Origin of the sequence: Acinetobacter sp. WC-743 (assembly GCF_000335555.1) — a bacterium.
Taxonomy (GTDB): Bacteria; Pseudomonadota; Gammaproteobacteria; order Pseudomonadales; family Moraxellaceae; genus Acinetobacter; species Acinetobacter bereziniae.
This window is the reverse complement of record NZ_AMFQ01000006.1, coordinates 33580-59959: the sequence shown is the minus strand read 5'-3', so window position 1 is coordinate 59959 and position 26380 is coordinate 33580. Positions and strand designations below refer to the sequence as shown.

The following is a 26380-nucleotide window of genomic DNA, read 5'->3' as shown; positions in this document are numbered from 1 at the left end:
GACCAATACGATGAATAACTAAGCAATTTATATACCAATTTTAAATTCTAACAGCTGTCATCTTTAAAAAAGGTCAATCAATCAGAATCTTTAAGTCGTTGAATCATGATTTGACCGACACATCTAGGTCCTTCCAATAAATTGAATAATTGCCCAATGTGTATATGACGTTCATCATGATCAAACAAAAACCACATTTCTGCTTCATTCGGAGACATTGCATTCATTTCAAGTGCAATACTCCAAGTATTGATCTTATGCTTGTGCAAAATCTCTGTTGTACAGTAATAAACACCATGTTGTGGGATATGCTGACGTCCACCGTTCTCAGGTGTATACCAATCAATCAATACTTCAAAGACTTGCTTTTGTTTTATCATGACAGGTTAATTATTTTGTTCACTGATGAATTCCAAGTTACCACGTTGTTTGCTCTCCATCGTCATCGATCACATCAACCTGAACATATTGACCGAATAAAGCCAAAAAAGCTTTTATTTCTTGTCTGAGTTGATCATTTATTGCAGATATTTCCAATAGAATTTGGGATTCTTCAAAAATCAAACGGACATCATATTCCCATGCATTTTCTATCACTGTCGTTGCTTTTAAATAAACAATATTTGACTGGAGGAATTGATAACTCTGCAATTGCTGAGCGATTTGAATCACCAATTGACGATGTGTTCGATACCATTCTACTGGCTGAAAGGTGACATAAAATTCCGCTGACATATCCAAGCTCTCTAGATCATGATCTTATAAAGCAGGTGAATGATAAAAATATGTCCAACACATTTCTATTGAGATAAAAATAAGTACCAATCCCATCACTACATTAAAAATTCGTGCGCGATTTCCTGTGTTTAAAAAGTTTGCTAATTTTTGCCCCACAACTCCCCACAACACTAATGATAAATAACACACCACAAAATAAATCAGCACAAAAATCAGCAAAGCATTTTCGATTTGACCTGTTGAAAACAAACCCGTACCTGCTACAGCCGCAATCCATGCTTTTGGATTAAGCCACTGCATCAATGCACCTTGCATAAATGTTGGAATTTTAGTTTGAGCATGGCTTTGGGTAGAAATCGTTGTGCCTTCTGCGCGCAGAATATTTAGCCCAATCCATAACAGTAAAACTGTACCCAATACGGTAATAATATCCAATAGCAAAGGATAAACCACGATGATTTGATATAGACCAAAACAGACTGATGCCAATAGCAAAGTAAAGCCAATTGTTGCCCCTGAAATAAAACCAAAGCTGCGTTTAGCGCCATAATTCATACTGCTGGTTAAAATGGTTAAATTTACAGGTCCTGGCGATATGGACATTGAAAGTGAAAAAATAAACATTGAAAGAATAAGACTCAGCATTTTTTTAAATTTCTTGATTTGATCTTGGTTAGATATGGATATTTGAATATATTTCAAGCAAATCACCACAATCTATAAAAGAATTTTAAGGTTTTTGGAAAAATTCGATCTTCTTGGCACAATCCACAAGTTTTCGTCATCAAAATACGCTAAAATATGCGATTGCTTTAATGTCTTTGGAAATATTCATGAATTCGAAACCGCGTCTTTCTACATATTGGGTTACCTGTGCAGATGGACTAGAAACCTTACTGCAAGAAGAAATTCAAGGTTTAGGGATTCAAAATATTGAAAAATTTCCTGGACGTTTGGTCTTTAAGGGTAAACTTGAAGATGCTTACCGTATTTGTATGTGGTCACGCCTTGCTTCACGTGTGCTCACGCCTATTCATACACATGAACTTGAATTTACGCATGATGCACGTGACGTTGCTGAAGAACTTTATGAAGGTGCGATCAACTTTGATTGGTCGTTAATTTTTGCACCACAAAGTACTTTTGCCATTCGCCTACACGTTGAACGTGATATCAAGGTCAATACTCAATTCGCGACCTTACGTGTCAAAGATGGCGTGGTTGATTCTTTCATGGAAGCAGTGGGTAAACGCCCAAGCATTGATATTAAGCAACCTGAAATTACCTTATATGTACTTGCAGGCAAAACTGAACATACCTACTGCCTAGACTTATCTGGCGATTCTCTACATAAGCGTGGCTATCGCCGTTACATGACCGATGCACCGATTAAAGAAAATTTAGCCGCTGCCATTTTACAAAAAGCCAAATTGAAAGAACGTCACCCAGAAATCATACTTGACCCAATGTGTGGTTCAGGTACGTTTATCATTGAATCACTAATGATTCTGACTGACCGTGCGCCAGGTTTAGTCCGTCGTTTTGGTTTCAATGGTTGGAATGGGCATGACCATGAACTCTGGATGTCGATCAAAGCTGAAGCCGCAGACCGTCATCAAGCCGCATTACAACAACCTTTACCAAAATTCTATGCTTATGATGCAGATTGGGAAGCTGTCAAAGCCACCAAGCAAAATATTATTGCGGCAGGTTTTGAACAGCAACTCGATCAAATTCAAATCGAAGAACGTACATTAGCAGATTGGCCAGACTTCCATGCTGAAGGTAAAACATCCTTTGTTGTCACCAACCCTCCTTATGGTGAGCGTTTGGGAGATAAAGCTTCAAATCGAGCATTATATTTAGGTCTATCTGCGCTTTTACAAAAGAATTTCCCAAATCAATATGCAGCTGTTATAGCTGCAGCAGTTGAACAAGCGGATGTATTGGCTTTCAACAATCCACAAATTTTACGTTTGATGAATGGTAAATTACCGATTTATGTTCGTTTTGGTGATATTAAACCAGCAACAGTCAGTAAGCCCTTCCTTGCAGATTGGCAACCTCAACAATTTGAAAAGATTGAAGGTGCTGAAGACTTTACCAACCGTTTGCAAAAAAACATGCAAGCTTTAAAGAAATGGGCAGTCAAAGAAAATATTTATTGCTTAAGACTTTACGATGCGGATCTACCTGATTTTAATGTTGCAGTTGACCTTTATGGTGATCGTTTGCATGTCCAAGAATATGCGCCACCGAAATCAATTGATCCTGAAAAAGCCAAAAAGCGTTTTAATCTTGCTTTAGCCTCGATCCGTGCGGTAACAGGTTTAGGTCGTGATGCAATTTTTATCAAAACCCGTGCGCGTCAAGAAGGTAAAGCGCAGTACACCAAACAAAGTACTGCGTCTAAACGCTTTATCGTTCAGGAAGGTAAAGCTAAAATTCTGGTCAATTTAACTGATTATTTAGATACGGGATTATTCTTAGACCATCGTCAAATGCGCTTACGCATCGCAGCAGAAGCCAAAGGCAAACACTTCCTTAACCTATACAGCTACACCTCAACTGCAAGTTTGCATGCCGCTTTAGGGGGTGCTGCCAGTACAACCAGTGTGGACTTATCCAATACTTACTTAAACTGGTCTAAAGAAAACTTTGTACTGAATGGTCTGACCGTAGATCATGCTGATGAACAACACCAATTTTTCTCAAGCGATTGTTTCGAATGGCTCAAAGAGGGTCATGAACAATATGACTTGATCTTTATTGATCCTCCAACTTTCTCTAACTCAAAAAAATTCTACGGTACATTCGATGTTCAACGTGATCATATCTCATTACTTAAACGAGCAATGAACCGCTTAACGACCGAAGGAACTTTATATTTCTCAAATAACTATCGTGGTTTTGAGATGGATGAAGAAATTGAGGCTATGTTTGATGTGCAAGAAATCAGCAATGAAACCATTGGTTTAGATTTTAAACGTAATCAAAAAATCCACAGAGCTTGGAAAATTAAACACTTCCCTGTTTAATTTTTTTCTCGCTATTTATACGCCACGGGGTCAACTTCATGACCAATGTACAAGGTCACACGATCTTGTGTTGTGATACGAACATCGTGGCGTTGATAAGGGTTAAATCCAATATCGATAATTTTATATTTTTCTAAAGGGGTAATATATTTATCACCCGGTTTATTCGGATCAGGGTCTTTTTTTTGCCACTCAAAATCAGTCAATACAGTAGAATATATTTCATCCTTTTTTGCTGCATCTGCTTGTTGTTGCGCGATCTTATGATGTAAATCTTTTTGCTCATCTACAGATTGTTGAGCATCCTGTTTAACGGCTTGAATAATAATCGGCGAAAGCTTTACTACACCTACAGACTGTTCTGCAAGATCTTGGTCATCCAATTGATTTGCCAATATCTCAGCCGAACCCAGTGCCATTAACAACATCGTCAGTAGCTTTAAATAATCAGATTTTTCCTTTATTTTGATCGTCATGATCAACTTCCCTTTCTTATTATTCCTGTCTAAAAATTATCAATTTTTAACAAATGTTGCAATCAAACGATCAGAAAACCCGATAATAGGTAAAACAGATTAGGCTTATCTGTTAAATAAGCCCGCTTACTGGCTGAAATAGGTTCAAACAGAACTAATCAACACATTCCGCTGTAATTCTGCCTGCATTACACATTTCCCATAACTGCTGGTGTGCATAACGGTTACCTTGTGCTTCAGAACGCTTCAACCATTGCACTGCCAACGTTACGTTTGCAGCAACACCCTTACCTTCCAGATACATCTGCCCAACACTGTTTTGAGCATCCTCATCGCCCTGCTCAGCAGATTTCAACATCCATTGAAATGCTTGCTTTTCATTTTTTGTTATTCCATCCCCATATAGATTCATGAGGGCAAGATTACGTTGTGCATTGGCATCGCCTTGTTCAGCAGATTTCTGATACCATTTTGCAGCCAAGGCTTTATTTTGCGATATGCCCTCACCAGTATAGTAAGCAAGCCCTAAATTATTCTGTCCTGCTGGATCATTCTGTTCTGCTGATTTTTTATACCACTCTACAGCTTTGGAAGGATCTTGCTTGACCGTAAAACCATATTTAAAGAAATCACCAACAACTGAAAATGCTAGCCAAAACCCTCCTTGAGCCGACTTTAGCATCAATGCTGCCCCGTTTTTTTGGGATGCCTCATCTTCGCGATGTAATAAAAAGTCAGCATATTGATACATTGCTTCTGGATCCCCCTGTTCTGATCGTTTGATCATTTCTTCAAATGTTCTTTCAGGTAAGGCTTGTGCCAAAGGGTTAAAACATAAAATTGAAAATAATAGGATATAAATTTTTTTATTCATTGAATATTCGCCGTTGATATATAGATTTCTTATAACATAAAAAAACCAACCGTCTTATAACGGTTGGTTTTTTATCTTTGGTACATGACTCGATTAGCTGAGTTTTAATTTCCCAAAATCAAGCTCACCATTTTCAGCACTGATCAAGATGGTATCACCCGCTGTAAATGCACCTGACAAGATTTTTTGCGCCAATGGGTTCTCAACCTGCTGTTGGATTGCACGTTTGAGTGGACGCGCACCATATACAGGATCAAAACCAGCATCGATCAGAATGTCAAACGCTTGATCATCAACATTTAAACGAATATCACGTTCAGCTAAACGTGCGCGTAAACGATCTAATTGAATATCCGCAATGCCTCGAATCTGCGATTTTTTCAACGAGTGGAACACCACCAATTCATCTATACGGTTGATGAACTCTGGACGGAAATGCTGAGAAACGGCATTCATCACTGTTGCTCGAACATCTTCATCGCTTGCACCTTCACCCAACTCACGAACATCACTTGAACCTAAGTTAGACGTCATCACGATAACCGTATTCTTAAAGTCGATCACACGACCTTGAGAATCTGTCAAACGCCCATCATCAAGCACCTGCAATAAGATGTTAAATACATCTGGATGTGCTTTTTCCACTTCATCAAACAACACCACGCTATATGGCTTACGACGTACAGCTTCAGTCAATACACCGCCTTCTTCGTATCCGACATAGCCTGGAGGCGCACCAACTAAACGACTGACCGAATGCTTTTCCATAAATTCTGACATGTCAATTCGAATGATCGCATCATCACTGTCAAATAAAAAGTTGCCTAAAGCTTTGGTAAGCTCGGTTTTACCCACACCTGTCGGTCCAAGGAACAAGAATGACCCACTTGGGCGATTCGGATCGGAAAGACCGGCACGTGAACGGCGCACCGCATTTGCGACTGCCACAACAGCCTCATCCTGACCAACGACACGGTTATGCAAGAAGTCTTCCATATGAAGCAGTTTCTCACGTTCACCTTGTAGCATTTTGGACACTGGTATACCAGTTGCAGCACTGACAACTTCTGCAATTTCGTTTTCAGTCACTTTGGTACGAATCAGTTTTGGCTCTTCATTCACTTCCGCAACTTCTTCTTCATTCAAGCGTTTTTGCAACTCTGGAATCACACCATATTGCAAACGGCTTGCTTCAGCCAAGTCACCTTCACGTTGCGCTTTTTCAAACGCTGTGCGAGCTTTATCAAGTTCAATTTGCGCCTGATTAGTGCCATCAACCAAACGTTTTTCTGCAATCCAAACTTCTTCCAAATCACTGTATTCTTTCTGAACTTCTGCAATTTGTTTTTCCAAATGCTCAACTTCAGCCTTACTGACTGAATCCGCATCCTTCTTAACCGCTTCCAATTGCATCTTCAACTGGATTAAACGACGGTCTAAACGATCTAGTGCTTCTGGCTTAGAGTCAATTTCCATTTTAATACGCGATGCCGCTTCATCAATCAAATCAATCGCTTTGTCTGGCAATTGACGATCTGTAATATAGCGATGCGACATTTTCGCTGCAGCAATAATCGCGGAGTCAAGAATTTGCACTCCATGATGGGTCGCATATTTATCTTTTAAACCACGTAAGATTGCGATGGTATCTTCCACACTTGGTTCATCTACCAATACTTTTTGGAAACGACGTTCAAGCGCAGCATCTTTTTCAATAAATTGACGGTACTCATCCAAAGTTGTTGCACCTACGCAACGTAACTCACCACGTGCTAACGCAGGTTTTAGCATATTCCCTGCGTCCATTGCGCCATCACCTTTACCCGCACCCACGAGCGTATGTAACTCATCGATGAACAAGATGATTTCACCATCAAATTTCGCGAGATCTTTTAAAACAGCTTTTAAGCGTTCTTCGAATTCCCCACGATATTTCGCACCAGCCAATAATGAACCCAGGTCTAAGGACAAAACACGTTTGCCTTTTAAACCTTCTGGTACTTCACCATTGATAATACGTTGCGCCAAACCTTCGACAATCGCAGTTTTACCAACACCCGGCTCACCAATAAGTACTGGATTATTTTTGGTACGACGTGACAATACTTGAATGGTACGACGAATTTCCTCATCACGACCAATCACAGGGTCAAGTTTTCCTTCTGCAGCACGTGCAGTCAGATCAATTGTATATTTATTGAGTGAATCTCGTTGATCCTCATGGTTATTTGCCATCACTTGTTCACCCCCTCGAATATTTTCAATCGCTTTGCGTAGTTTTTCAGTGGTCACACCTACGCCAGTTAATAATGTTTTGGTTGCACCTGTTTCAGCCAATGCCAAGATGACCCAATCTGTAGATAAGAACTCATCACCTGCTTTTTGGGCAAAGCTGTCTGCTAAATTTAATGCTCGAACAGCCTCAGGATTGAGGTTGATATCTCCAGTCGGTGTTCCAATTTTTGGCGCATCCGCCAACGCTTTCTGCAACTTTGCTTTTAACTCAGGGATATTTGCACCCGCCTGTTGTAACAGACTCAAGTTTGAAGGCTCTTCCAATAACACTGAAAGTATATGAATACCTTCAATGGCGGTATTATCATTACCCATTGCCTGAGATTGTGCATCTGATAAAGCTTGCTGTAAGCGGTTCGTAAATTTTTCAAATCGCATTCTTGTTATTCCTCACAACAAATTTGTACTTGAATAATAGATGGGAACGGTTTTGTAGATTTCAACTATATTTAAAAATTAATTTATATATTTTTCAAAAGCTTATTAAAATAGTCAGGATATATTTCAGTATTAATATTTGTGCTAAATTCATCTTTTTCAAGTCAATTTAAGCAAAAATATTACGTATGACCTTTAAGCGTTTGTATTTTCAACAATATGCTTTAGAGTAAGCAGTATTGAACTTTTTTAGAATAACAACAATGTTGAATTTCAGTAAATTATTGTCGGTACTATTCACTATAAGCATGTTAAATGCTTGTGGCTATCAATCGCCGAACAGCGATAAATTTCCACATAAACATATTCAAGAATTAACACCTGAAACATCAGATCTAGAATTTAAATGGTTTAAATCGCCTGCTGACACGATCTTAAAAGTTTTGAATGAAAATTTTATTGTTTATGATTGTTCGATATTTGAAAGAGCCAATCAACCCAAACGGGATTTAAAAATTTGTAGTTATGATTTACGTACCCATCAACAGCTTCCGGCATATTTTGTCTCGTCTTCACCTCGGCAGTTGATCCAACAAATTGAATATTTAGGTCAAAATCAATTTCTAGTGACTATAAGAATTTTTCAAGCCGATTATCAGTCGTCCACTCAAGCTTATCTTTTCAATGCGCAGACCCAAACTTTTACTCAACTAAGTACCTTTTCTTATGATCAATTTGCTTATGCACTATTGGAGCAAATGGTACAGGAAAAAACTTATCAAAAAAAAGTTTCAGAACATGACATCATGGTTTATTTCAACCCTCAATATGTCTCAGAAAAAGAAGCCGAGAAAGTCAAACAAGAACAAAAACAGCAGGAACAATCTTTTATTCAAAATATAATAGATATTTTTAGAACTCAGCCTGAACAACCACAACGTAACTTTTCACCCAATAATTATCGAGTTCAACCTGCAGAACCATTTAATTTAGCGATGATTGCAAAGTTAAAACAATGCTTACAACAGCAGCAAACCGAGTGTTATCAAGTGATTGATGAAGAAACACAACTCATAAAAACCTCAAAAAACTATATTTTTAGTCAAGATTTTTCCAGATTTCTTCCAAAATTAGAACATTCGATTGAGCTACCTGAATGTAAGACAGCCCCTAAACCAATAATATCAAACGATAAATACCTAAAATATCAAAGTATTGATGATGTCCAAGGCTCAGGAAATCACTATATTTTTTGGTTTACACCGATTGGCTATGATGTATTTGAAATTCAGCAACATGGCAAAACAATACAGTTTAAACTGCCGCTTGAAGCAGCACAAATCTATCGTATTAGAAATGATCTCATCGTGATCAATGCTCAAACTTATTACATTATTCCTTTGTCTTAGCAAATATAGTCAATCCGCTTAAAAAGCCCATACAGTAAAAATATAATTTCTTGTGATCAATAAAATCAATGTAATGAATATATTGTTGAATCATTTAAAGCTATGATTGCCATACTTTATATCAAAAGTTTAAATAGATCTGCGTAAGCAATGCTTCTCTTTACTTATACATTCTTTCTTGAGTGTTGCAAACAAAGCAGTGCTTTGTTTTTGCTCATATACACTCGCTCAACATGGCAACATCCATGTCACCTCACAATAGAAAGAACATCGGCGATTCAAAAATGCAAAAAAGTCATTCTCCAAAAGTTTGTAATAACTAATAATTTGTATAAAAGCATCAAGCTTATTGAATATGAATGATTTAAATCGAATCACTTGTATCGATAATCAGGGTTGAACTATAGAATCTCAATCAAGATCATCATGAATACGATGAGATTGGCTATACTTCTGTCTTGGTTGCCGAACTCTGCGAAACCGCACTATTTGCAGCGACACTTTGAGTAATCCACACGTTACCCCCAATCACAGCGCCTTGACCGATCGTGATACGTCCAAGAATGGTCGCACCTGCATAAATCACCACATTGTCTTCAACAATTGGGTGACGGGCATATTCTTTCTGCAAACGTCCGCTATCATCGACTTCAAAACGCTTAGCACCCAAAGTGACTGCTTGATAAATACGGACATTTTTTCCAATAATACACGTTTCTCCAATCACCACACCTGTACCATGATCGATGAAGAAACCTTGTTCAATTTGCGCACCTGGATGAATGTCAATTCCTGTTTTTGAATGCGCAATTTCAGCGATTAAACGTGCCAATAGAGATAAATCTTTTTTATAAAATTCGTGGGCAACACGATGATAAATGATTGCCAAAATTCCCGGATAACATAATAACACCTCATCTACACTACGTGCCGCAGGATCACCATCATAAGCAGCTATCACATCTGTATCCAAAATACGGCGTATATCAGGTAGTTTTTGCGCAAATTCACTGACAATACTTTGCGCCAACACGTCAATGACATCTGCATTTTCATTATGTTTTTTATATTTATAATCATAGGTTAAATTGAGTTTGACTTGCTCAAGTAAGGAATGCAAAGTTTTTTCAAGTGTATGTGCAATATAAAAATTTTCACTTTGTTGTCGTAAATCATGTGGACCCAAACGCATAGGGAATAAAATCCCACATAGGTCATTCATAATCTTCTTAATTTCGTCTTTTGACGGTAATTCCCTCCCTCCAAAGTCTTTGAGACTTTTACGTTGGGTACGCCATTCATTCCGAGCTTCTTGTAACTCATCCACAATATTTTGGATATTCCATTGGGTCATATGTTTACCTACCTAAAAGACGTTCCATGATCTAAAAAACCTCACATGAAATTTTATTATTCATCTAAATACTATTTTATTCACAATATGGTAGATAAACATAATTCATATAAGCATATCTGTAAAAAATAATTCAATCTTTATTTCAAAATAAGAATAAGCAATCCATTTTTTATTAATTTATAGAATATACAAAATGTTTATAGTTGTTATCAATACATCTGATACATCAAAGCTTAAATACAAATTTAAGTCAGAAGAAAGGCAATTGAAATGACCAGTTTAAACCAACAACATTTTAACGAATTAACTCAAGCACAAATTGAAAAGATTTTTGAACAAGCGCAACAACGTGTTGAAGACCATTATTTAGAGTTTACAGGTACGATTTTACCGCACGAAGCTTGGGCATTGTATCAAGCTGGTCATGTCGAAATTGTTGATGTTCGTACCAATGAAGAACGAAAATTTGTCGGTTTTGTTGAAGGTACCATTCACATCCCCTGGGCTACTGGAACTGCATTAAACCGTAATCCGCGTTTTGCCAAAGAACTCGAAAGCAAAGTGGGCAAAGATAAAATCATTCTCTTACTGTGCCGTAGCGGTAAACGTTCCGCAGCGGCAGCCAATGTCGCTTTCAATGCTGGTTTTGAAAATATTTATAACATTGAACAAGGCTTTGAAGGTGACTTGGATGAAAACAATCATCGCGGGGTATTCAACGGTTGGCGCTTTCATGGATTGCCTTGGCGCCAAGAATAGCTTTCGAAGTTATTCCTTATACATATTTTAAAAAATTCAAAATATGAAGCATTCATAACAGCACTCTGATTTTACTGGAGATGATAACAATAGACACCTTAAACAAATGTAATCAACCATCAATTCATATCACCAAGGATTAAAACATGGCTAAGAACCAAGAAGTCACACGCCAAGCACTCAATGATCAGGCTGCTCGCCAACTGGCAAATGCAACCAAAACCGTTCCTCAGCTTTCAACAATTACGCCACGATGGCTGACGCATTTATTACAATGGACACCTGTAGAAGCCGGTATTTACCGAGTCAACAAAGTCAGCAATACAGATGATATTCAAGTTGCCTGTACCCAACGTGATGAAGCGACACTTCCACAAACCTTTGTGGATTATGAGCTTAATCCTCGTGAATATTTTTTAAATGGGGTTTCAACCGTACTCGATATTCATACCCGTGTTTCAGACTTATACAGTAGCCCACACGATCAAATCAAAGAACAATTACGCCTGACTATAGAAACGATTAAAGAGCGCCAAGAAAGTGAGTTGATCAATAACCCTGAATACGGACTGTTAGCGAGTGTAGCAGATGAGCAACGCCTTTCAACCTTGACAGGCGCTCCAACACCCGATGATTTGGATGACCTATTACGTAGGGTTTGGAAAGAACCCGGTTTCTTTTTAGCGCATCCTGATGCAATTGCTGCATTTGGTCGTGAATGTACTCGCCGTGGCGTACCACCACCGACTGTCAGTTTGTTTGGTTCTCAATTCATTACATGGCGTGGTATTCCGTTAATTCCTTCCAATAAAATCCCAGTGGAAGACGGCAAAACCAAAATCATCCTGTTACGTGTCGGAGAAAAACGTCAAGGTGTCGTCGGACTATTCCAACCTGGTCTTGCGGGTGAACAAGCACCAGGACTTTCAGTCCGCTTTATGGGCATCAATCGCAATGCCATTGCTTCATATTTGATTTCGTTATATTGCTCACTTGCTGTGCTTACAGATGATGCGCTTGCTGTACTTGAAGATGTGGAGGTAGATAAATACCATGACTATCCAACAACCTACAAATAATTCATCTGCTGCAACACAAGATGCACCAATCCATGAATCTGTGATTACCCAGTTAGCAAATGAATTGTTTGCGGCATTACCACAGCAAAAAAAACAAGCTTTGAATTTTGAGCTGCCTGATCAAGTGCTCGGGCAGAGCCATACACCACAGCCAAAAGATCCAATAGCAGCTTTATCAGGTCGTATCCCTGCTATTGTGCAACAAGCTCATTTAAATCCGAAATCTACGCAACATTATATAGAACCTACGACAGATCATCCTGAACGTCGCATTCTATCTTCGGCGCCAATTATTGGAGGAGCGCATACGCCAGACCCATTCACGATCACACCTGATTGGAATTTAGCCTTAAATTCAACGTCTGCACTCCCCTCTACTCCGCCAGCAACATCCGCAACATCATCACAATCCGCTTTTTATTTTTTGGATTTCGCTCAAAATGAAAGTGTTGATGCTGAAAATCTACAACACAACATCAGCCAAACAAAAGGAGTTAAAAATCCCTATGCCTTTGATGATTATCATGTGACAAATGACCATCATCTAAAAAGCACGATAGAAGATCGTAATGACAAACCTGCGACGTCTGAATCAGGCTATTACTTTCTTCAATCACCCACAATTGAATCTGTTCGTCCACATTCAGATAAGCAAATACCCACTCAGAGTCAAAATTATCAGCCATTGGATATTCTGCAAATTCGAAAAGACTTTCCAATTTTGCAAGAGCGTGTCAATGGTCAGCCTTTGATCTGGTTGGATAATGCAGCAACCACCCATAAACCACAGGCAGTTATTGATCGAATTTCTTATTTTTACCAGCATGAAAATTCGAATATTCACCGTGCTGCACACGAACTCGCAGCACGCGCCAGTGATGCCTATGAACATGCACGTGATGTAGTTGCTCGCTTTATCGGTGCAGCTTCTGCTAAAAATATTGTTTTTGTCCGAGGCACAACCGAAGGCATTAATTTAATTGCAAAATCATGGGGAAAACAAAATATTCAAGCGGGAGATGAAATCATTGTCTCGCATTTGGAACATCATGCCAATATTGTCCCCTGGTACCAACTGACTCAAGAAACTGGCGCTAAGCTGCGGGTAATCCCTGTCGATGATACAGGTCAGATACAGATTGATGAATTTATCAAACTCCTCAATCCAAAGACCAAGCTTGTTTCAATCACTCAAGTATCCAATGCACTTGGTACGGTGACACCAACTCAAGAAATTATCGCTTTAGCACATGCTGCTGGTGTACGGGTCTTAATTGATGGCGCGCAATCGGTTTCACATGTTCCAACCAATGTGAGCAGTTTAGATGCTGACTTCTTTGTATTCTCTGGGCACAAAGTTTTCGGACCTACAGGGATCGGTGCTGTTTATGCCAAATCAGAATTACTCGATAGTATGCCCGTTTGGGAAGGTGGCGGTAATATGATTCAGGATGTCACCTTTGAACATGTGATCTATCAGCCTGCTCCCAATAAATTCGAAGCTGGTACTGGAAACATTGCTGATGCTGTTGGCTTGGGCGCTGCTTTGGAATATATAGAAAGAATCGGTATCCACAACATCGCACGCTATGAGCATGATTTGCTGGAGTACGGTCAACATGCACTTCAAAGTGTTTCTGGTTTACGTTTAATTGGTACTGCTTTAAACAAAGCCAGTGTGATGTCTTTTACCCTTGCAGGTTATGAAACTGAAGAGGTGGGAAAAGTTTTAAATCAGCATGGAATTGCTGTACGAACGGGACATCATTGCGCACAACCAATTTTACGCCGTTTTGGTGTCGAACGGACGGTGCGCCCTTCACTTGCGTTCTATAACACCACTGAAGAAATAGATGTATTGGTTTCAGTATTGCACCAATTAAGACGAGCTAAACCTTATCGGTCTGCATTTGCAAATCAATGAATATCCAAGCAGTTCTTTTAGGGTCAGTGGACATTTCATAAATGGCTTGCGTTGTAGGTTAAAATTGAGCAGGTAAGGCATGAAATGAAGAGAATAGCGAGACTATTTTTAAGTTTCATAACGTAGCCTGAGATAATTTTAACCACAACCCTGAGCAAGAACAAAGCACTGCTTTGTTTGCAGCGCAAGGCGTAGCGGGGGCTAGCGTGTTTTTTGTCGCTTCGTCGTTCCCTTGCGAAACAGTGTTTCTCATCATTTAGAATGACTAAATTTCGTATTTCGCGCCTAGAATCGCCTAAAAAACACACCTAGTCGCAAACATAGACGAATTGTCCACAGACCCTAATAAATCACATGCTAGATCATTAGCATGTGATCGTAAAAATATACCAAATTCATCCTCCCTCCAATCCAACCTATAAACTGTACTCGAAAGCGCTTGATCAATTTAAAAGTTGGTCGGTTTAAATGCTCACAAGTACAAATGCTAAGCGTTTAAACGATCAACAGGAGTGCTGATAATTTAACAATCATGGGCTTGAGCTTGCTAGGACAATCTCAGATACTGTCTAAAAATTAAATCTTGTATCAGCATTATGTTTTCAATCAAAAAAATCCTCATTTTAAGCAGCCTAATGATCACAACTCAAAGCTTTGCGCTACCTCAAGACTCACGTCGAGCAGGCGGTATTGCGGTGATTACTGTGCCAAAAACAGTGTTGAATGTGAGTTATCAAGGCAAGCCCGTACTGGTTGTTGATGGGACCAATTCGGTGAATCATATTGTGTTTGGTATTCCACTTTCTGCTCAGGTTGGCAACTTAGAACTGCAAAGCACAAATGGTCCAATCAATATTGAGGTGCAACCCTATAAGTATGCTGAGCAACGGCTTAATGTAAAAAATCAGGATTACGTTAATCCAAATCAACAACAGCTTGATCGATATAGCCAAGAAGCCAAAGAGCAAAATGACGTCTATAGCACATTTAGCCCAGCCCAATGGAAAGATTTCCCAAATTTCATCCGACCAACTGCAGGTAAATTTAGCAATTCATTCGGTCGCAAACGTTTTTTCAATGGCGAAGAACGCGCACCCCATTCTGGATTAGATATACCTGCTCCAATTGGACAAAAAGTTATTGCACCCGCGGCAGGAAAAGTGGTTGCAACGGGCAACTATTTCTTTAATGGCAATACTGTCATGATTGATCATGGACAAGGTTTAATTAGTATGTTCTGTCACCTAAGTAAAATAAATGTTGAGAAAGGACAAATATTACAACAAGGTGATTTGCTTGGTTTGGTGGGTAAAACAGGACGAGTAACAGGACCACATTTACATTGGGGAATGAGTCTCAACAATGCACGTGTTGATCCACAGCTTTTTCTAACCCACTAATTTGCTCAAATAGATCGCGAAATTAAGCCATTTCCTCACTAAAAATAGCTTTTTTGGAGAAAATACACATTTTGTAATAATTTATTTTATTTAATTTTGACTCCACTAGTCACGTTTTATAAATACTAAAAAATAAAAAAAAGCCAATAAAACTATTGGCTTTTTTTAGATTTATTTTGCTATTCAGCAGCGATAATTTCATAATCGTGGGTGATTTCAACACCGCCATCAGACAACATTTTACTCGCCGAACAATATTTTTCAGCTGATAATTCAACAGCTTTGGCAACTTGCTTATCTTTTACATCATGCCCTGTCACGACAAAATGTAGATGTATTTTAGTAAATACTGCTGGAATGGTATCTGCACGTTCAGCCTTGAGCTGACAAACAACATCCGTTACATTTTGTCTCGATTTCTTTAAAATGGTCACAATATCAAATGAAGCACACCCACCAAGTCCCATTAATATCAATTCCATAGGACGTGGTCCACGGTTTTCACCACCGTATTCAGCAGAACCATCCATAATAATTTGGTGACCACTTTCTGAATTTGCTTGAAAAGCAACATTCTCTAACCAATGAACGCTAGTTTGCATTGCAACTACCTAAAAAAAGCTATAAATTTACAGGGTACCTGTACACTAGCATAAAATGAGTTGATAAGGAATTTCATCTCTACTGCTTCTACGTGACGAGTTCAATTTAGATCAAAAGATCTAGTTATTATCCAATTCGGAATTTTTAAGCATGTCTTCTAATTTTGCACAACTTAGTACAGATGCTTTGTCACCTGGTCAATTACCTGAGTCAGTCAAAGCTTTGCTCAAGAGAGCCCACATCAATCGTTTTCCTAAACGCTCAACAATCATTGATGCAGGTTCAGAGTCAAAATCACTGTATTTAATTTTAAAAGGTTCAGTTTCAATTATTTTACGCGAAGATGATGAGCGTGAAATCGTTGTTGCCTATTTGAACCCTGGGGATTTTTTCGGAGAAATGGGTTTATTTGAGCAAAACCCACAACGTACAGCCGAAGTCAGAACTCGTGACGTATGTGAAATCGCAGAGATTTCATATGACAATTTCCACGAAATCAGTAAACAATACCCTGACTTAAGTTATGCAGTATTTGCACAACTTGTTCGTCGCTTAAAGAATACAACACGTAAAGTAACTGACCTTGCATTTATTGATGTCTCTGGTCGTATTGCACGTTGCTTGATTGATCTTTCTGCGCAACCTGAAGCAATGATTTTACCAAATGGTCGTCAGATTCGTATTACTCGTCAAGAAATTGGTCGCATCGTAGGTTGCTCACGTGAAATGGTAGGACGTGTATTAAAAACGCTTGAAGAGCAAGGTATGATCGAGACTGATGGTAAAGCAATTTTAATTTTTGATGCGTCTTTAGAAGAGTCTAAATTCTCTGAAGATGAATATAACAATGATGATGAATAAAATTTAAAAGTTGATTTGAGAAGTAAACATCACCAATTCTTTGGCTTTGATAAATATCAAAATTCTCAAAATAACACCATCTTTATATTGTTTAAAAGCAAACTTTCGAGTTTGCTTTTTAAGTTCAAACTCTACAGTTTTTGTCCATATCCCCTTTGTACTGTTTAAATAGTGAATTGGATAAAGATATATACTTTCTTATACATTTTTTAGATAAATTCATCTTCTTTTGGTCATTAGAAAAATAATTTCAACAGCTTATCAAATTTTATTTACGTTATTATTCTCATTAGATATTGAACTCTCATTAAAGGATCTGACATGAAATCAAATCGCTTAGGTCATTCTGATTTGGTGGTACCTGAAATTTGTTTAGGAACCATGACTTTTGGTGAACAAAATACTCAGAATGAAGCATTTGAACAACTCGCCTATGCACTTGATCAAAATATTCATTTTTGGGACACAGCCGAAATGTATCCTGTTCCACCCAAACCTGAAACTCAAGGTTCAACAGAAACCATTATAGGCAATTGGATTGCTCAAAATGGTCAACGCGACAAACTCATCATTGCTACAAAAATCGCTGGACCACAGCAAGGCGGTAGTCAAATCCGTGATGGGCATACAAAATTTATTGCTTCAGAAATTAGTTCAGCAATTGATGGTTCATTAAAACGCTTACAAACCGATTATATTGACCTCTACCAACTACATTGGCCACAGCGACCTGCAAACTTCTTCGGTACCTTAGGCTATGGCAACCAGCAAGCGGCATTGACTCAAAACATTACCCCACTTGCAGAAACATTAGAAGCGCTTTCAAATGAAGTTAAAAAAGGACGTATTCGCCATATTGGCTTGTCCAATGAAACGCCATGGGGCACCTTAAAATTTTTACATCTCGCAGAGCAATTGGGGTTAGAAAAAATTGTCAGTGTACAAAACCCATATAGCTTGTTAAATCGCACCTATGAAGTCGGTATGTCTGAAATTGCACAGTTTGAAAGTGTTGGTTTACTTGCTTATTCACCACTTGCATTTGGCTACCTGACAGGAAAATATCGTCATGGTGCACGACCTGCAGATGGTCGTATTAGTTTATTTTCGCGTTTTAGCCGTTATACCAATCCTCAAAGTGATTGGGCAACAGAACAATATGCGCGACTTGCTGAAAAACACGGTTTAAGTCTAACCCAATTGGCATTGGCATTTATTAAACAGCAATTCTTTGTGAGCAGCACCATTATTGGTGCAACACAACTTTCACAGCTCAAAGAAAATATTCATGCTTTCGAGCTTCATCTGTCTGAAGAAATCTTAACGGAAATCGAAGATATCCATAAACAACAACCTAATCCAGCACCTTAGTGTGGTTCAGGCTTTAATGTAGATAGCCACTCCAATAACATTACTGATTCAGAAATTAAAAAAGGATGCCTAGGCATCCTTTTCACTTATATACTGTTGTAGTCCCAAACGCTTATTTTCCACCGCGTGCGTTGTATACTGCCATCGCAGCTGCAAGATTCTTTTTCATCGCATTGATACGGTTTGCATCAGATGGGTGTGTAGAAAGCAAAGCAGAACCTTGAGCACCACCTTGTTTAGCCATTTTCTCCCACAACGTGATTGCCGCTTGTGGGTTATAGCCTGCCTTTGCCATCATCATTAAACCGCCCTCATCCGCACGGCTTTCCAAGCTACGAGAATAAGGTAAACCCACACCCACTTGGCTTCCCAAATCAATTGCAGCATTGCCTAGTTCACCAATTTGGCTACCTGCATATGATTTACCAATATTTACGGCAAGATTGGTTAAGGCTTGCGCTCCTAACTTCTGTTTTGAATGCTCTTCTAAAGCATGGGTCATTTCATGTCCCATAACAGCAGCCACTTCAGCCTCAGATAAATTGAGTCGGTTAACAATACCCGTATAGAAAACAACTTTTCCACCTGGTGCAACATAAGCATTGATCTGATCTGACTTAAGCACAGCCAACTGCCAATCAAATCGTTGTCCTGTTTGATTCATCTGATCTGCATAAGGTTTTAAGCGAATAAATGCTGCATTTACCTTTTTATATGTTGCAGAAGTGGTGTCTAAAGTTTTATTTGCACGTGCTTCTTGCACAGTTTTATTAAAACCCAGCGTCGCATTTGAATTCAATGTTGCAGAGTCTGCACCTGCCATATCCGCAATGGTTGCACAGCCTGAAATTGAAAGAACTGCTGCCCCACAAAGACTAAGTATTAATTTATTGTTCATTATAATCAACTCCATAGAGAACAAATAAAAATCTTGTGAATTATATGCAAATGTTACATGAGGATAAATCAATAAATTCTATTAATTCATATTAATTGTGTAAGTAAAAAGCCTACAAAAACTGTACCATCAACCAGTACACCAAACACAGCACATTCAAAGCCAAATAGATATTTTTTAAAGGAATAATTTTCTGTTCCAACTGCTGATCATTTCGTTTAAAAAATAGAAATGCATTTTGAATCAGAACAATAGGAACCAGTATACAAGCAATCATTACACTCAGCCCAAGCAAAGCTTGAGAAACAATAGCTGGATCAGTGGTTTGAGCCTGAATAATGAGCATAGCGATTGTTGGTGCACCGCCCATTGCAAAAATCAGAGAATAAAACATCGTTGAGGATATATTCTTTTGCATGGTTCAAACTCAATGTGTATCGAAAGGTATATTCTAACAAGCTGAATATAAAAACCTAACTTAAATCATTTTCGACTTTAGTCTTTTACTTCCAAGAAAAAGCCTGAATAACTTCAGGCTTAGATCTCTTCTACATTTCAATTATTTTTTGATTGCAGCTTTATAAACTTGCTTGGCTTCAACCATACTCTTATTTAAATCTGAAATACGGTCATTATTCGATGGATGCGTAGAGGTAAACTTTTGAACACCATTGGTACTACCACCATCAATTTTGTTCATTTTTTGCCATACTGTGATTGCGGCTTCTGGGTTATATCCAGCTTTAGCCATAAGCATCAAACCACCACGATCCGCAGAAGACTCTAAACTACGTGAGTAAGGTAGACCAACGCCATATTTACTACCAATATCCAGCGCTTTCGTACCCATTGAGCCTAACTTATCACCTGCATAAGTTTTACCCATCTTCACAGCAAAATCAGTGATTGCAGTAGCCCCTGCATCGCGTTTAGAGTGTTCTTCTAAAGCATGCGTCATCTCATGACCCATGATTGCAGCGATTTCAGCATCTGTTAATTTAAGCTGATTGACGATACCTGTGAAGAACACCACTTTTCCGCCTGGCATGACAAATGCATTGAGTTCATCAGATCTCAACACACTTAACTGCCAGTCAAACTGTTGCCCTGTTTTATTTGCTTGATCCGCAAAAGGCTTCATTTTTACAAAAACAGCATTCACACGTTTATAAGTAGAAGATGTTGTATCCAGTGCTTTTTGTGCCTTTGCATCTTCAACCAATAACTTATAATCTGCTGCCGCATTGAGGTTTAATGTTGCAGAGTCATTACCCGTTAACTCAGCAACCGTGGTGCAACCAGACAAACCAACCACTAACCCTAATCCAAGTAATACATTCTTGTTAATCATTATTTTCACCAAAGCTCATTAGTCTTTATGTAAACTCCAACACGGAGTTCAACGTTTAGCGCCCAAATTATGTTGTATTTTGTAAAAAAAATCAAAGTAAATCACATTTTATTTAAACCTTATAAAATAGCTTTATAAAAAAAAGCTCCCGAGGGAGCTTTTAAAATATCTATATATCAAGCATCAAATGGGTGACGCATCACAATCGTTTCATCACGATCTGGACCAGTAGAAATGATGTCAATCGGACATTCAATCAACTGCTCAATACGCTTCACATAATTAATTGCATTTTGTGGCAATTGATCTAGTGATTTCGCACCGAAAGTCGATTCAGACCAACCTGGCATGGTTTCATAGATTGGTTTTAATGTTTCAAATGCAAGCGCATCTGTAGAACCAACACAACCAGAATCCGCAGCTTCATAGCCTACACAGATTTTCACTTCTTCTAAGCCATCTAAAACATCAAGCTTAGTTAAGCAAATACCAGATAATGAGTTTACATCAACTGAGCGGCGTAAAATTTCTGCATCAAACCAACCACAACGACGTTGACGACCAGTAGAAGCACCAAACTCAGAACCTACCGTACCTAAGTGTTTACCAATCGCATCACCAACATCATTGGCAGCATCATAAACAAGTTCGGTAGGGAACGGACCCGCACCTACACGAGTTGTATATGCTTTGGTAATCCCGAGAACATAATCAAGGTGTAATGGACCTAGACCTGAACCTGAGCTCACACCACCTGCTGTTGTATTTGAAGAAGTTACATATGGATATGTACCGTGGTCAACATCCAATAATGAACCTTGAGCACCTTCAAACATAATATTTGCACCATCTTTACGATAGTCATGCAAAGTCGTGATCACGTCCAATACTAATGGTTTAATCACTTCACGCCATTGGTCGCAAAGAGCAAGTACATCTTCTACTTTAACTGCTTCAACACCAAAGAATTGGGTTAACTGGAAGTTATGGTACTCAAGAAGTTCTTCAAGCTGCGCTTTAAGATGATCACCACCACGTACCAAATCCGCAACACGGATTGCACGACGAGCAACCTTATCTTCATACGCTGGACCAATACCACGACCAGTTGTACCAATCTTAGCATTTCCACGTTTTTTCTCACGTGCTTGATCAAGTGCAATATGGTGCGGAAGGATCAATGGGCAGTTTGGAGAAATACGTAGACGTTCACGAACAGGTACGCCCTCTTTCTCTAAAATATCCATTTCTTTGATCAAAGCTTCAGGTGAAAGCACAACACCATTGCCAATTAAGCAAAGTACGTTTTCACGTAAAATACCTGATGGAATGAGGTGAAGAACTGTTTTCTTACCACCAACGACGAGTGTGTGACCCGCGTTATGCCCGCCTTGATAACGTACTACCGCAGCTGCTTGATCTGTGAGCAGGTCAACGATTTTACCTTTACCTTCGTCGCCCCATTGGGTACCGAGTACCACAACACTTTTGCCCATAATAGCCTCATTACATCATGCTGTTAAAATAGAAAATCAAATAAAGTGACATGAACACTCAATTCGATCATTAAATTGTTTCGACTTTCCACTCACCTGCAACATTCACCAATTGGTGTGTTGCATTAGGAACTGAGTTTAAATCGTCATTACCCAATAGTTGAATTACACTTAAACCTTGTTTACGAGTCATCTCAATCGCATCAAGCAAATCAGGAGCTGTTCCCTTCGGTGCAACCACTTTTTCAATCTGTTGATGTTGCCCCGCACTTAAAACATATAAGTCACAAGAGAAACCTGTTGCTGGACGCGCCCGTCCAAAATGCTCGCCAATACCATCATAACGACCACCTTGTGCCAATGGTGCTGCACGGTTTGGTGCATATACGGCATACATTAAGCCAGTATGATAATGGTATGAACGAAGTTCTACCACATCAATCCCGATGTTGAGATTTGGCCAACGTGCTTGAATTTCGGTATATGTTGTTTTAAGTACATCAAAAGCATGTTTGAATGCTTCATCCGCAAAAATTTCTGTACTAATATGCGTTTGCAAAGCATCTAAGTCACTTGCATAACGACCTAAAGCATAAAAATCAGCGCCATATTTTAATTCTTGCGTAAACTCAGCAAGTTCTGGTAACGCTTTACGTTGATATAAGTCTGACAACTGACGTTCTGTTGACTTATTTAAACCTGCAAGCTTGACCAAACTTCTAAATAGCCCAACATGCCCCAAATCAAGATGGATACCATCCACCATACCCGCTGTTTTAATCAGATTAAGCATGACGTCGATCATTTCAACATCAGCATCAATACTATCTGAACCAAATAATTCTGCACCAAGTTGTAAAGGTGCTCTCGTGGTATTAAAACCTTGTGGTTTAGTATGAAGTACTGTTCCTGCATAGCAGTAACGCGCCACACCTTGTACTTGATGTACATGGGCATCGATACGAGCCACTTGTGGTGTCATATCGGCACGCACACCAAGCAAACGACCAGAAAGTTGGTCGATGACTTTAAAAGTGGCTAGGTCTAAATCTTGATTCGATTCGGAAAGAGAAGAAAGTGATTCGATGTATTCGATGAATGGCGTATACACCAGCTGATAACCTCGGGATGCGAGGAAATCTAAAGCTTTACGGCGCAATTGTTCAATTACTTGCGCTTGCTCTGGTAATACATCAGCTACACCATCAGGTAATAACCATGTCTCTGAAATGGGCATGTTGTAAACCTAAATCCTGTCAGCGCGGAAGTAATCCGCATAAAAAAATCGGGAACACACCCGATTTCTCTTATTTTAGCACGATCATCCGCACCATGCATTAATAAAATAACTTTTGATTAATAAATTGCTGACAAGTATACAACTTACAGCAAAGTTAGAAACTGCAGCTTAAACTAAACACAATAGTTTGTATTTATTTAAATTTTAATTTTAAAGCCGATTGCTTTTTGCACTGTTCAAAATATAATTCATTTGCATAGAAAAGCATCACCAACATCAACATCACTTAAATATTAAAATCGGGGAACGCATGGAACTTCATAGCAACATTTATTACAAACATCCAAATCCAAACCTTATGCTAAAACTGGATGAATTATTTAAAGCACATCGAGGGGATCAGGATAAATTTATGACTTCCGCGGTTGAGATCAACCCAGAGATGGGACATGAACTGGCTGAAGACCTTTTAAATACTGTAGACAATGTCGAGTTCGATTTAGGTCCAGAGTCCATTTATGCTGTTGATGGCTACTCCATTGCCCATTTTGTACATGGGTCTTCAGGTGACGAATTTGTTGAAGCAATTGTGCTTTTCTTAAAATCTCTACTTGATGAGATTGATGTACGTGCGTGGGGATGCGGTGATGATGACCCGTGGGAATTTTGGTTTAAATTTGATGGTGATGAATTAATCAGAGAAGATGATGAACCATACAATGATCCAGAAGATGATGAAGAAATTAAATCATCGATCTATACATGGTGGCATGCAGGATTGCCTGAAAAAATTAAAGAAGGTTTTTTAAATCAAGAATAGAAGCTATTTTGATTTAAAATGGGAAATGCAAAAGCGCTTATCCTTTTGCACTTCCTTTTATTTTGGTTATTTTAAATAATCATCGATACTGATGACTTGTGAAAACATCTGAAATGCAGATAAACATGCCGTTTGCACATCTTCAGCTTGTACTGTTTTACCTGCATAACTGAGTTGGCGTGTCGCTGTTGCTTCAGCAATGATTATTGGTTGATAGTCCAATTCCGCCGCGGCACGAGATGTCGCATCGACACACATATGCGTCATCATTCCGCTAATAACCAAACGCTCTACTTTAAGCTGATCAAGCACTTGCTTTAAGTTCGTTTGAAAGAAACTGTTGGGATAGTGCTTTTCAATGATGATTGGGTCTTGATTGATCTGCAAGCCAGCATGCAATTCAGCTCCCTCTGTTCCCTGTTCAAAAAAAGTTGCTTGCGCTTGTTTAGCAATATGTTGAATATAAATAATTGGTTGAGCGTTTTTGATAAAATCAGCTTCCAATCGATTGATATGCTTTAAAGCTTGTTCTGCACCAAACAACGCCATCTTGCCTTGTGGAAAATAATCATTTTGAACATCAATCACCAATAAAGCAGTACGACTCATTTTCATTTTCACTGTTCTGTTGAAGTTTTATAAGATTAAGCAAAAGTTCTAGATGTTTGCAGTCACTCATGAAAGAATAAATGTCTAGACACTTTCAAATTGAAAAATTGTTAAAATCATGACGTTGCCCAAAGACCCAATCGATCTAAAAATTTTAAAGATTCTAAAAACTGACTCTAGACTCAGTAATAAAGACATTGGACAATTGGTTCACCGTACAGGGCAAGCCGTTGGTAGTCGTATCGCCCGAATGCAAGACGAAGGTACAATTCAAAAATACACAATTGCTTTAAATCATCCAACGACTCAGTTTATCCGAGTAATGATGCAAAATAATGATTTTGAAAAGTTTGAAGCATTTGTTATGCAGTTTGAAGCGATCGAAAGTTGTTATAAAGTCTGCGGTTCTGCTTGCTATATGTTAGTGGCTCATTTTGACAGTCAAGCAATCAATCACTTTATCGAACAACTGTCTGAATGGGGGCAATATTCAGTTGATAGTGTGGTAAAAACAATAGAACCTTAACAGACTTAACAATGATCATTTTATACACTAAAAAACCTAGTATATATTTGTTAATTCTACACATCTAGAATTTACTTAAAGCGTATCTTTTAAAAATAGATCTAAAATTTGGCTTAGTTGCCCCTCTAACATAAACTTACCTAAATGTATTTCCGCAAACTGCTCTGCATATTCAATTAGTTTTGTTTTTTCTTGCGACACAATGCACTCTGCAACCAATTTTGCTTTTCGAATATGTGTTTTATCTAAGGGTAACAAGTCAGTAGTATTCATCCCCAGTGGAGTTGCATTAATCAAAATATCAATATATGTTAAATTAACTACATCCAATGTAATATTTGCATTTGGAAATAGCTTTAATAATTTAGCTCTTAAATATTGTGCTTTTTCTTCTGTCCGATTTAATATAACAAGTTTGTGGCATTGCTCTTGAAGCAACTGATATGCGATAGATGATGCTGCTCCACCAGCTCCAACTAAAACGCAAACTTTATTTTTTACAATATAACCTTGTTTAAACAAGCCATTAACAAATCCTAATCCATCAAAATTATAGCCATGTAATATATTTGAATCTCTTTTTAAAATCACATTACATGCTTGAAGAAAACCAACATTTTCTTCAAAACTATTTAATAAAGGTACTATCGAGTTTTTAAAAGGCATTGTAATCACTGCACCAATAAAATTTTCAATACATTTCAAACCATCGATTGTCCTTTTTAAATTCTCCTTACTCACATGAAATCCTACAACCACATATTCTCCCAACAAACCTCGTTCATATAACAGTTGGTTTAACATTTCTGGAGTTTTTGCCTTTACTATAGGGTCTCCAATTAAGGCTATTATTTTTGTTGAGCCATTTATTTTCATTT

The 26380-nt window shown here is 38.4% G+C and carries 25 protein-coding genes; 10 read left to right on the top strand and 15 right to left on the bottom strand.

Features of this window, described 5'->3' with window-relative positions:
- Positions 1–77: 77 nt before the first annotated feature.
- Genes ACINWC743_RS00560 through ACINWC743_RS00550 form a run of 3 tightly spaced genes read right to left on the bottom strand, consistent with a single transcriptional unit; the run spans position 78 to position 1440 of the window.
- Positions 78–380 (bottom strand): hypothetical protein, encoded by a 303-nt coding sequence (locus tag ACINWC743_RS00560; RefSeq protein ID WP_009583899.1) that lies wholly within the window; start codon positions 378–380, stop codon positions 78–80.
- 37 nt (positions 381–417) lie between these two features.
- Positions 418–735, bottom strand: a complete 318-nt coding sequence (locus ACINWC743_RS00555; protein ID WP_009583916.1) for a hypothetical protein — start codon at positions 733–735, stop codon at positions 418–420.
- A 24-nt stretch (positions 736–759) separates the two neighbouring features.
- Positions 760–1440 carry a LysE family translocator gene (locus ACINWC743_RS00550; protein ID WP_009583931.1) on the bottom strand — a complete coding sequence of 227 codons (681 nt, stop codon included), beginning with the start codon at positions 1438–1440 and terminating at the stop codon, positions 760–762.
- A gap of 131 nt (positions 1441–1571) precedes the next feature.
- Here ACINWC743_RS00550 and rlmKL point away from each other — a divergent pair, with 131 nt between their 5' ends.
- Positions 1572–3776: a bifunctional 23S rRNA (guanine(2069)-N(7))-methyltransferase RlmK/23S rRNA (guanine(2445)-N(2))-methyltransferase RlmL gene (gene rlmKL, locus ACINWC743_RS00545; protein ID WP_004831142.1), complete on the top strand. Its 2205-nt coding sequence runs from the start codon at positions 1572–1574 to the stop codon at positions 3774–3776.
- An 11-nt stretch (positions 3777–3787) separates the two neighbouring features.
- Here the strand turns inward: rlmKL and ACINWC743_RS00540 are convergent, their stop codons facing one another.
- The 3 genes from ACINWC743_RS00540 to clpB form a co-directional block, all read right to left on the bottom strand.
- On the bottom strand, positions 3788–4252 hold the full coding sequence (locus ACINWC743_RS00540; RefSeq protein ID WP_004831143.1) for a hypothetical protein: 465 nt from the start codon (positions 4250–4252) through the stop codon (positions 3788–3790).
- A gap of 154 nt (positions 4253–4406) precedes the next feature.
- The gene (locus ACINWC743_RS24650; RefSeq protein ID WP_009583922.1) at positions 4407–5126 is read right to left on the bottom strand and encodes a tetratricopeptide repeat protein; all 720 of its coding nucleotides are present in this window, start codon (positions 5124–5126) and stop codon (positions 4407–4409) included.
- 93 nt (positions 5127–5219) lie between these two features.
- Positions 5220–7799, bottom strand: coding sequence for an ATP-dependent chaperone ClpB (gene clpB, locus ACINWC743_RS00525; protein WP_005029470.1), 2580 nt, complete (start codon positions 7797–7799; stop codon positions 5220–5222).
- Positions 7800–8062: 263 nt separating this feature from the next.
- On the opposite strand from clpB, the gene ACINWC743_RS00520 reads away from it, so the two are divergent.
- The gene (locus ACINWC743_RS00520) at positions 8063–9208 is read left to right on the top strand and encodes a hypothetical protein (RefSeq protein ID WP_035299889.1); all 1146 of its coding nucleotides are present in this window, start codon (positions 8063–8065) and stop codon (positions 9206–9208) included.
- 445 nt (positions 9209–9653) lie between these two features.
- On the opposite strand, the gene epsC is transcribed toward ACINWC743_RS00520, so the two are convergent.
- Entirely contained in the window at positions 9654–10562 is a 909-nt protein-coding gene (epsC, locus tag ACINWC743_RS00515; RefSeq protein ID WP_004831151.1) for a serine O-acetyltransferase EpsC, read from the bottom strand.
- Positions 10563–10835: 273 nt separating this feature from the next.
- On the opposite strand from epsC, the gene ACINWC743_RS00510 reads away from it, so the two are divergent.
- The 4 genes from ACINWC743_RS00510 (at position 10836) to ACINWC743_RS00495 (ending at position 15727) form a co-directional block, all read left to right on the top strand.
- Entirely contained in the window at positions 10836–11324 is a 489-nt protein-coding gene (locus ACINWC743_RS00510) for a rhodanese-like domain-containing protein (protein ID WP_004831152.1), read from the top strand.
- Between the two features lie 146 nt (positions 11325–11470).
- Complete coding sequence (locus ACINWC743_RS00505; protein WP_009583952.1) at positions 11471–12403, top strand: family 2A encapsulin nanocompartment shell protein; 933 nt, start codon at positions 11471–11473, stop codon at positions 12401–12403.
- The gene (locus ACINWC743_RS00500) at positions 12378–14327 is read left to right on the top strand and encodes a family 2A encapsulin nanocompartment cargo protein cysteine desulfurase (RefSeq protein ID WP_009583928.1); all 1950 of its coding nucleotides are present in this window, start codon (positions 12378–12380) and stop codon (positions 14325–14327) included. The genes ACINWC743_RS00505 and ACINWC743_RS00500 overlap by 26 nt, the downstream gene beginning before the upstream one ends.
- Positions 14328–14962: 635 nt before the next feature.
- On the top strand, positions 14963–15727 hold the full coding sequence (locus ACINWC743_RS00495; RefSeq protein WP_009583913.1) for a peptidoglycan DD-metalloendopeptidase family protein: 765 nt from the start codon (positions 14963–14965) through the stop codon (positions 15725–15727).
- A gap of 179 nt (positions 15728–15906) precedes the next feature.
- On the opposite strand, the gene ACINWC743_RS00490 is transcribed toward ACINWC743_RS00495, so the two are convergent.
- Positions 15907–16329 (bottom strand): OsmC family protein, encoded by a 423-nt coding sequence (locus ACINWC743_RS00490; RefSeq protein WP_004831156.1) that lies wholly within the window; start codon positions 16327–16329, stop codon positions 15907–15909.
- Positions 16330–16480: 151 nt separating this feature from the next.
- Here ACINWC743_RS00490 and crp point away from each other — a divergent pair, with 151 nt between their 5' ends.
- Positions 16481–17191, top strand: coding sequence for a cAMP-activated global transcriptional regulator CRP (gene crp, locus ACINWC743_RS00485; protein WP_004831157.1), 711 nt, complete (start codon positions 16481–16483; stop codon positions 17189–17191).
- Positions 17192–17512: 321 nt separating this feature from the next.
- Positions 17513–18562 (top strand): NADP(H)-dependent aldo-keto reductase, encoded by a 1050-nt coding sequence (locus ACINWC743_RS00480; protein WP_004831158.1) that lies wholly within the window; start codon positions 17513–17515, stop codon positions 18560–18562.
- Positions 18563–18674: 112 nt separating this feature from the next.
- Here ACINWC743_RS00480 and ACINWC743_RS00475 read toward each other — a convergent pair whose 3' ends face one another.
- The 5 genes from ACINWC743_RS00475 to ACINWC743_RS00455 all read right to left on the bottom strand — a co-directional run bounded on the left by ACINWC743_RS00475 (position 18675) and on the right by ACINWC743_RS00455 (position 23544).
- A complete protein-coding gene (locus ACINWC743_RS00475; RefSeq protein WP_009583904.1) occupies positions 18675–19460 on the bottom strand; it encodes a M48 family metallopeptidase in 786 nt (261 codons plus the stop codon).
- 112 nt (positions 19461–19572) lie between these two features.
- Positions 19573–19878, bottom strand: a complete 306-nt coding sequence (locus ACINWC743_RS00470; protein WP_005029483.1) for a phosphoethanolamine transferase domain-containing protein — start codon at positions 19876–19878, stop codon at positions 19573–19575.
- A gap of 141 nt (positions 19879–20019) precedes the next feature.
- A complete protein-coding gene (locus ACINWC743_RS00465; protein ID WP_009583959.1) occupies positions 20020–20811 on the bottom strand; it encodes a M48 family metallopeptidase in 792 nt (263 codons plus the stop codon).
- Between the two features lie 176 nt (positions 20812–20987).
- Entirely contained in the window at positions 20988–22307 is a 1320-nt protein-coding gene (locus ACINWC743_RS00460; RefSeq protein WP_004831163.1) for an adenylosuccinate synthase, read from the bottom strand.
- A gap of 70 nt (positions 22308–22377) precedes the next feature.
- Complete coding sequence (locus ACINWC743_RS00455) at positions 22378–23544, bottom strand: ATP phosphoribosyltransferase regulatory subunit (protein WP_009583923.1); 1167 nt, start codon at positions 23542–23544, stop codon at positions 22378–22380.
- 313 nt (positions 23545–23857) lie between these two features.
- Between ACINWC743_RS00455 and ACINWC743_RS00450 the strand changes: the two genes are divergently transcribed.
- Entirely contained in the window at positions 23858–24367 is a 510-nt protein-coding gene (locus ACINWC743_RS00450; protein WP_009583911.1) for a hypothetical protein, read from the top strand.
- A gap of 66 nt (positions 24368–24433) precedes the next feature.
- Here the strand turns inward: ACINWC743_RS00450 and ACINWC743_RS00445 are convergent, their stop codons facing one another.
- A complete protein-coding gene (locus tag ACINWC743_RS00445) occupies positions 24434–24976 on the bottom strand; it encodes a cysteine hydrolase family protein (RefSeq protein ID WP_035299883.1) in 543 nt (180 codons plus the stop codon).
- A 118-nt stretch (positions 24977–25094) separates the two neighbouring features.
- Here ACINWC743_RS00445 and ACINWC743_RS00440 point away from each other — a divergent pair, with 118 nt between their 5' ends.
- The gene (locus ACINWC743_RS00440; RefSeq protein WP_009583937.1) at positions 25095–25502 is read left to right on the top strand and encodes an Lrp/AsnC family transcriptional regulator; all 408 of its coding nucleotides are present in this window, start codon (positions 25095–25097) and stop codon (positions 25500–25502) included.
- A 75-nt stretch (positions 25503–25577) separates the two neighbouring features.
- Here the strand turns inward: ACINWC743_RS00440 and ACINWC743_RS00435 are convergent, their stop codons facing one another.
- Positions 25578–26378: a shikimate dehydrogenase family protein gene (locus ACINWC743_RS00435; RefSeq protein WP_035299881.1), complete on the bottom strand. Its 801-nt coding sequence runs from the start codon at positions 26376–26378 to the stop codon at positions 25578–25580.
- Positions 26379–26380 lie beyond the last annotated feature (2 nt).

Bases quoted from the DNA above. Each gene is read 5' to 3' on its own strand.
- ACINWC743_RS00560 (WP_009583899.1), bottom strand. From the start codon at position 380: ATGATAAAACAAAAGCAAGTCTTTGAAGTATTGATTGATTGGTATACA.
- ACINWC743_RS00555 (WP_009583916.1), bottom strand. From the start codon at position 735: ATGTCAGCGGAATTTTATGTCACCTTTCAGCCAGTAGAATGGTATCGA.
- rlmKL (WP_004831142.1), top strand. From the start codon at position 1,572: ATGAATTCGAAACCGCGTCTTTCTACATATTGGGTTACCTGTGCAGAT.
- ACINWC743_RS00540 (WP_004831143.1), bottom strand. From the start codon at position 4,252: ATGACGATCAAAATAAAGGAAAAATCTGATTATTTAAAGCTACTGACG.
- ACINWC743_RS24650 (WP_009583922.1), bottom strand. From the start codon at position 5,126: ATGAATAAAAAAATTTATATCCTATTATTTTCAATTTTATGTTTTAAC.
- clpB (WP_005029470.1), bottom strand. From the start codon at position 7,799: ATGCGATTTGAAAAATTTACGAACCGCTTACAGCAAGCTTTATCAGAT.
- ACINWC743_RS00520 (WP_035299889.1), top strand. From the start codon at position 8,063: ATGTTGAATTTCAGTAAATTATTGTCGGTACTATTCACTATAAGCATG.
- epsC (WP_004831151.1), bottom strand. From the start codon at position 10,562: ATGACCCAATGGAATATCCAAAATATTGTGGATGAGTTACAAGAAGCT.
- ACINWC743_RS00510 (WP_004831152.1), top strand. From the start codon at position 10,836: ATGACCAGTTTAAACCAACAACATTTTAACGAATTAACTCAAGCACAA.
- ACINWC743_RS00505 (WP_009583952.1), top strand. From the start codon at position 11,471: ATGGCTAAGAACCAAGAAGTCACACGCCAAGCACTCAATGATCAGGCT.
- ACINWC743_RS00500 (WP_009583928.1), top strand. From the start codon at position 12,378: ATGACTATCCAACAACCTACAAATAATTCATCTGCTGCAACACAAGAT.
- ACINWC743_RS00495 (WP_009583913.1), top strand. From the start codon at position 14,963: ATGATCACAACTCAAAGCTTTGCGCTACCTCAAGACTCACGTCGAGCA.
- ACINWC743_RS00490 (WP_004831156.1), bottom strand. From the start codon at position 16,329: ATGCAAACTAGCGTTCATTGGTTAGAGAATGTTGCTTTTCAAGCAAAT.
- crp (WP_004831157.1), top strand. From the start codon at position 16,481: ATGTCTTCTAATTTTGCACAACTTAGTACAGATGCTTTGTCACCTGGT.
- ACINWC743_RS00480 (WP_004831158.1), top strand. From the start codon at position 17,513: ATGAAATCAAATCGCTTAGGTCATTCTGATTTGGTGGTACCTGAAATT.
- ACINWC743_RS00475 (WP_009583904.1), bottom strand. From the start codon at position 19,460: ATGAACAATAAATTAATACTTAGTCTTTGTGGGGCAGCAGTTCTTTCA.
- ACINWC743_RS00470 (WP_005029483.1), bottom strand. From the start codon at position 19,878: ATGCAAAAGAATATATCCTCAACGATGTTTTATTCTCTGATTTTTGCA.
- ACINWC743_RS00465 (WP_009583959.1), bottom strand. From the start codon at position 20,811: ATGATTAACAAGAATGTATTACTTGGATTAGGGTTAGTGGTTGGTTTG.
- ACINWC743_RS00460 (WP_004831163.1), bottom strand. From the start codon at position 22,307: ATGGGCAAAAGTGTTGTGGTACTCGGTACCCAATGGGGCGACGAAGGT.
- ACINWC743_RS00455 (WP_009583923.1), bottom strand. From the start codon at position 23,544: ATGCCCATTTCAGAGACATGGTTATTACCTGATGGTGTAGCTGATGTA.
- ACINWC743_RS00450 (WP_009583911.1), top strand. From the start codon at position 23,858: ATGGAACTTCATAGCAACATTTATTACAAACATCCAAATCCAAACCTT.
- ACINWC743_RS00445 (WP_035299883.1), bottom strand. From the start codon at position 24,976: ATGAGTCGTACTGCTTTATTGGTGATTGATGTTCAAAATGATTATTTT.
- ACINWC743_RS00440 (WP_009583937.1), top strand. From the start codon at position 25,095: ATGACGTTGCCCAAAGACCCAATCGATCTAAAAATTTTAAAGATTCTA.
- ACINWC743_RS00435 (WP_035299881.1), bottom strand. From the start codon at position 26,378: ATGAAAATAAATGGCTCAACAAAAATAATAGCCTTAATTGGAGACCCT.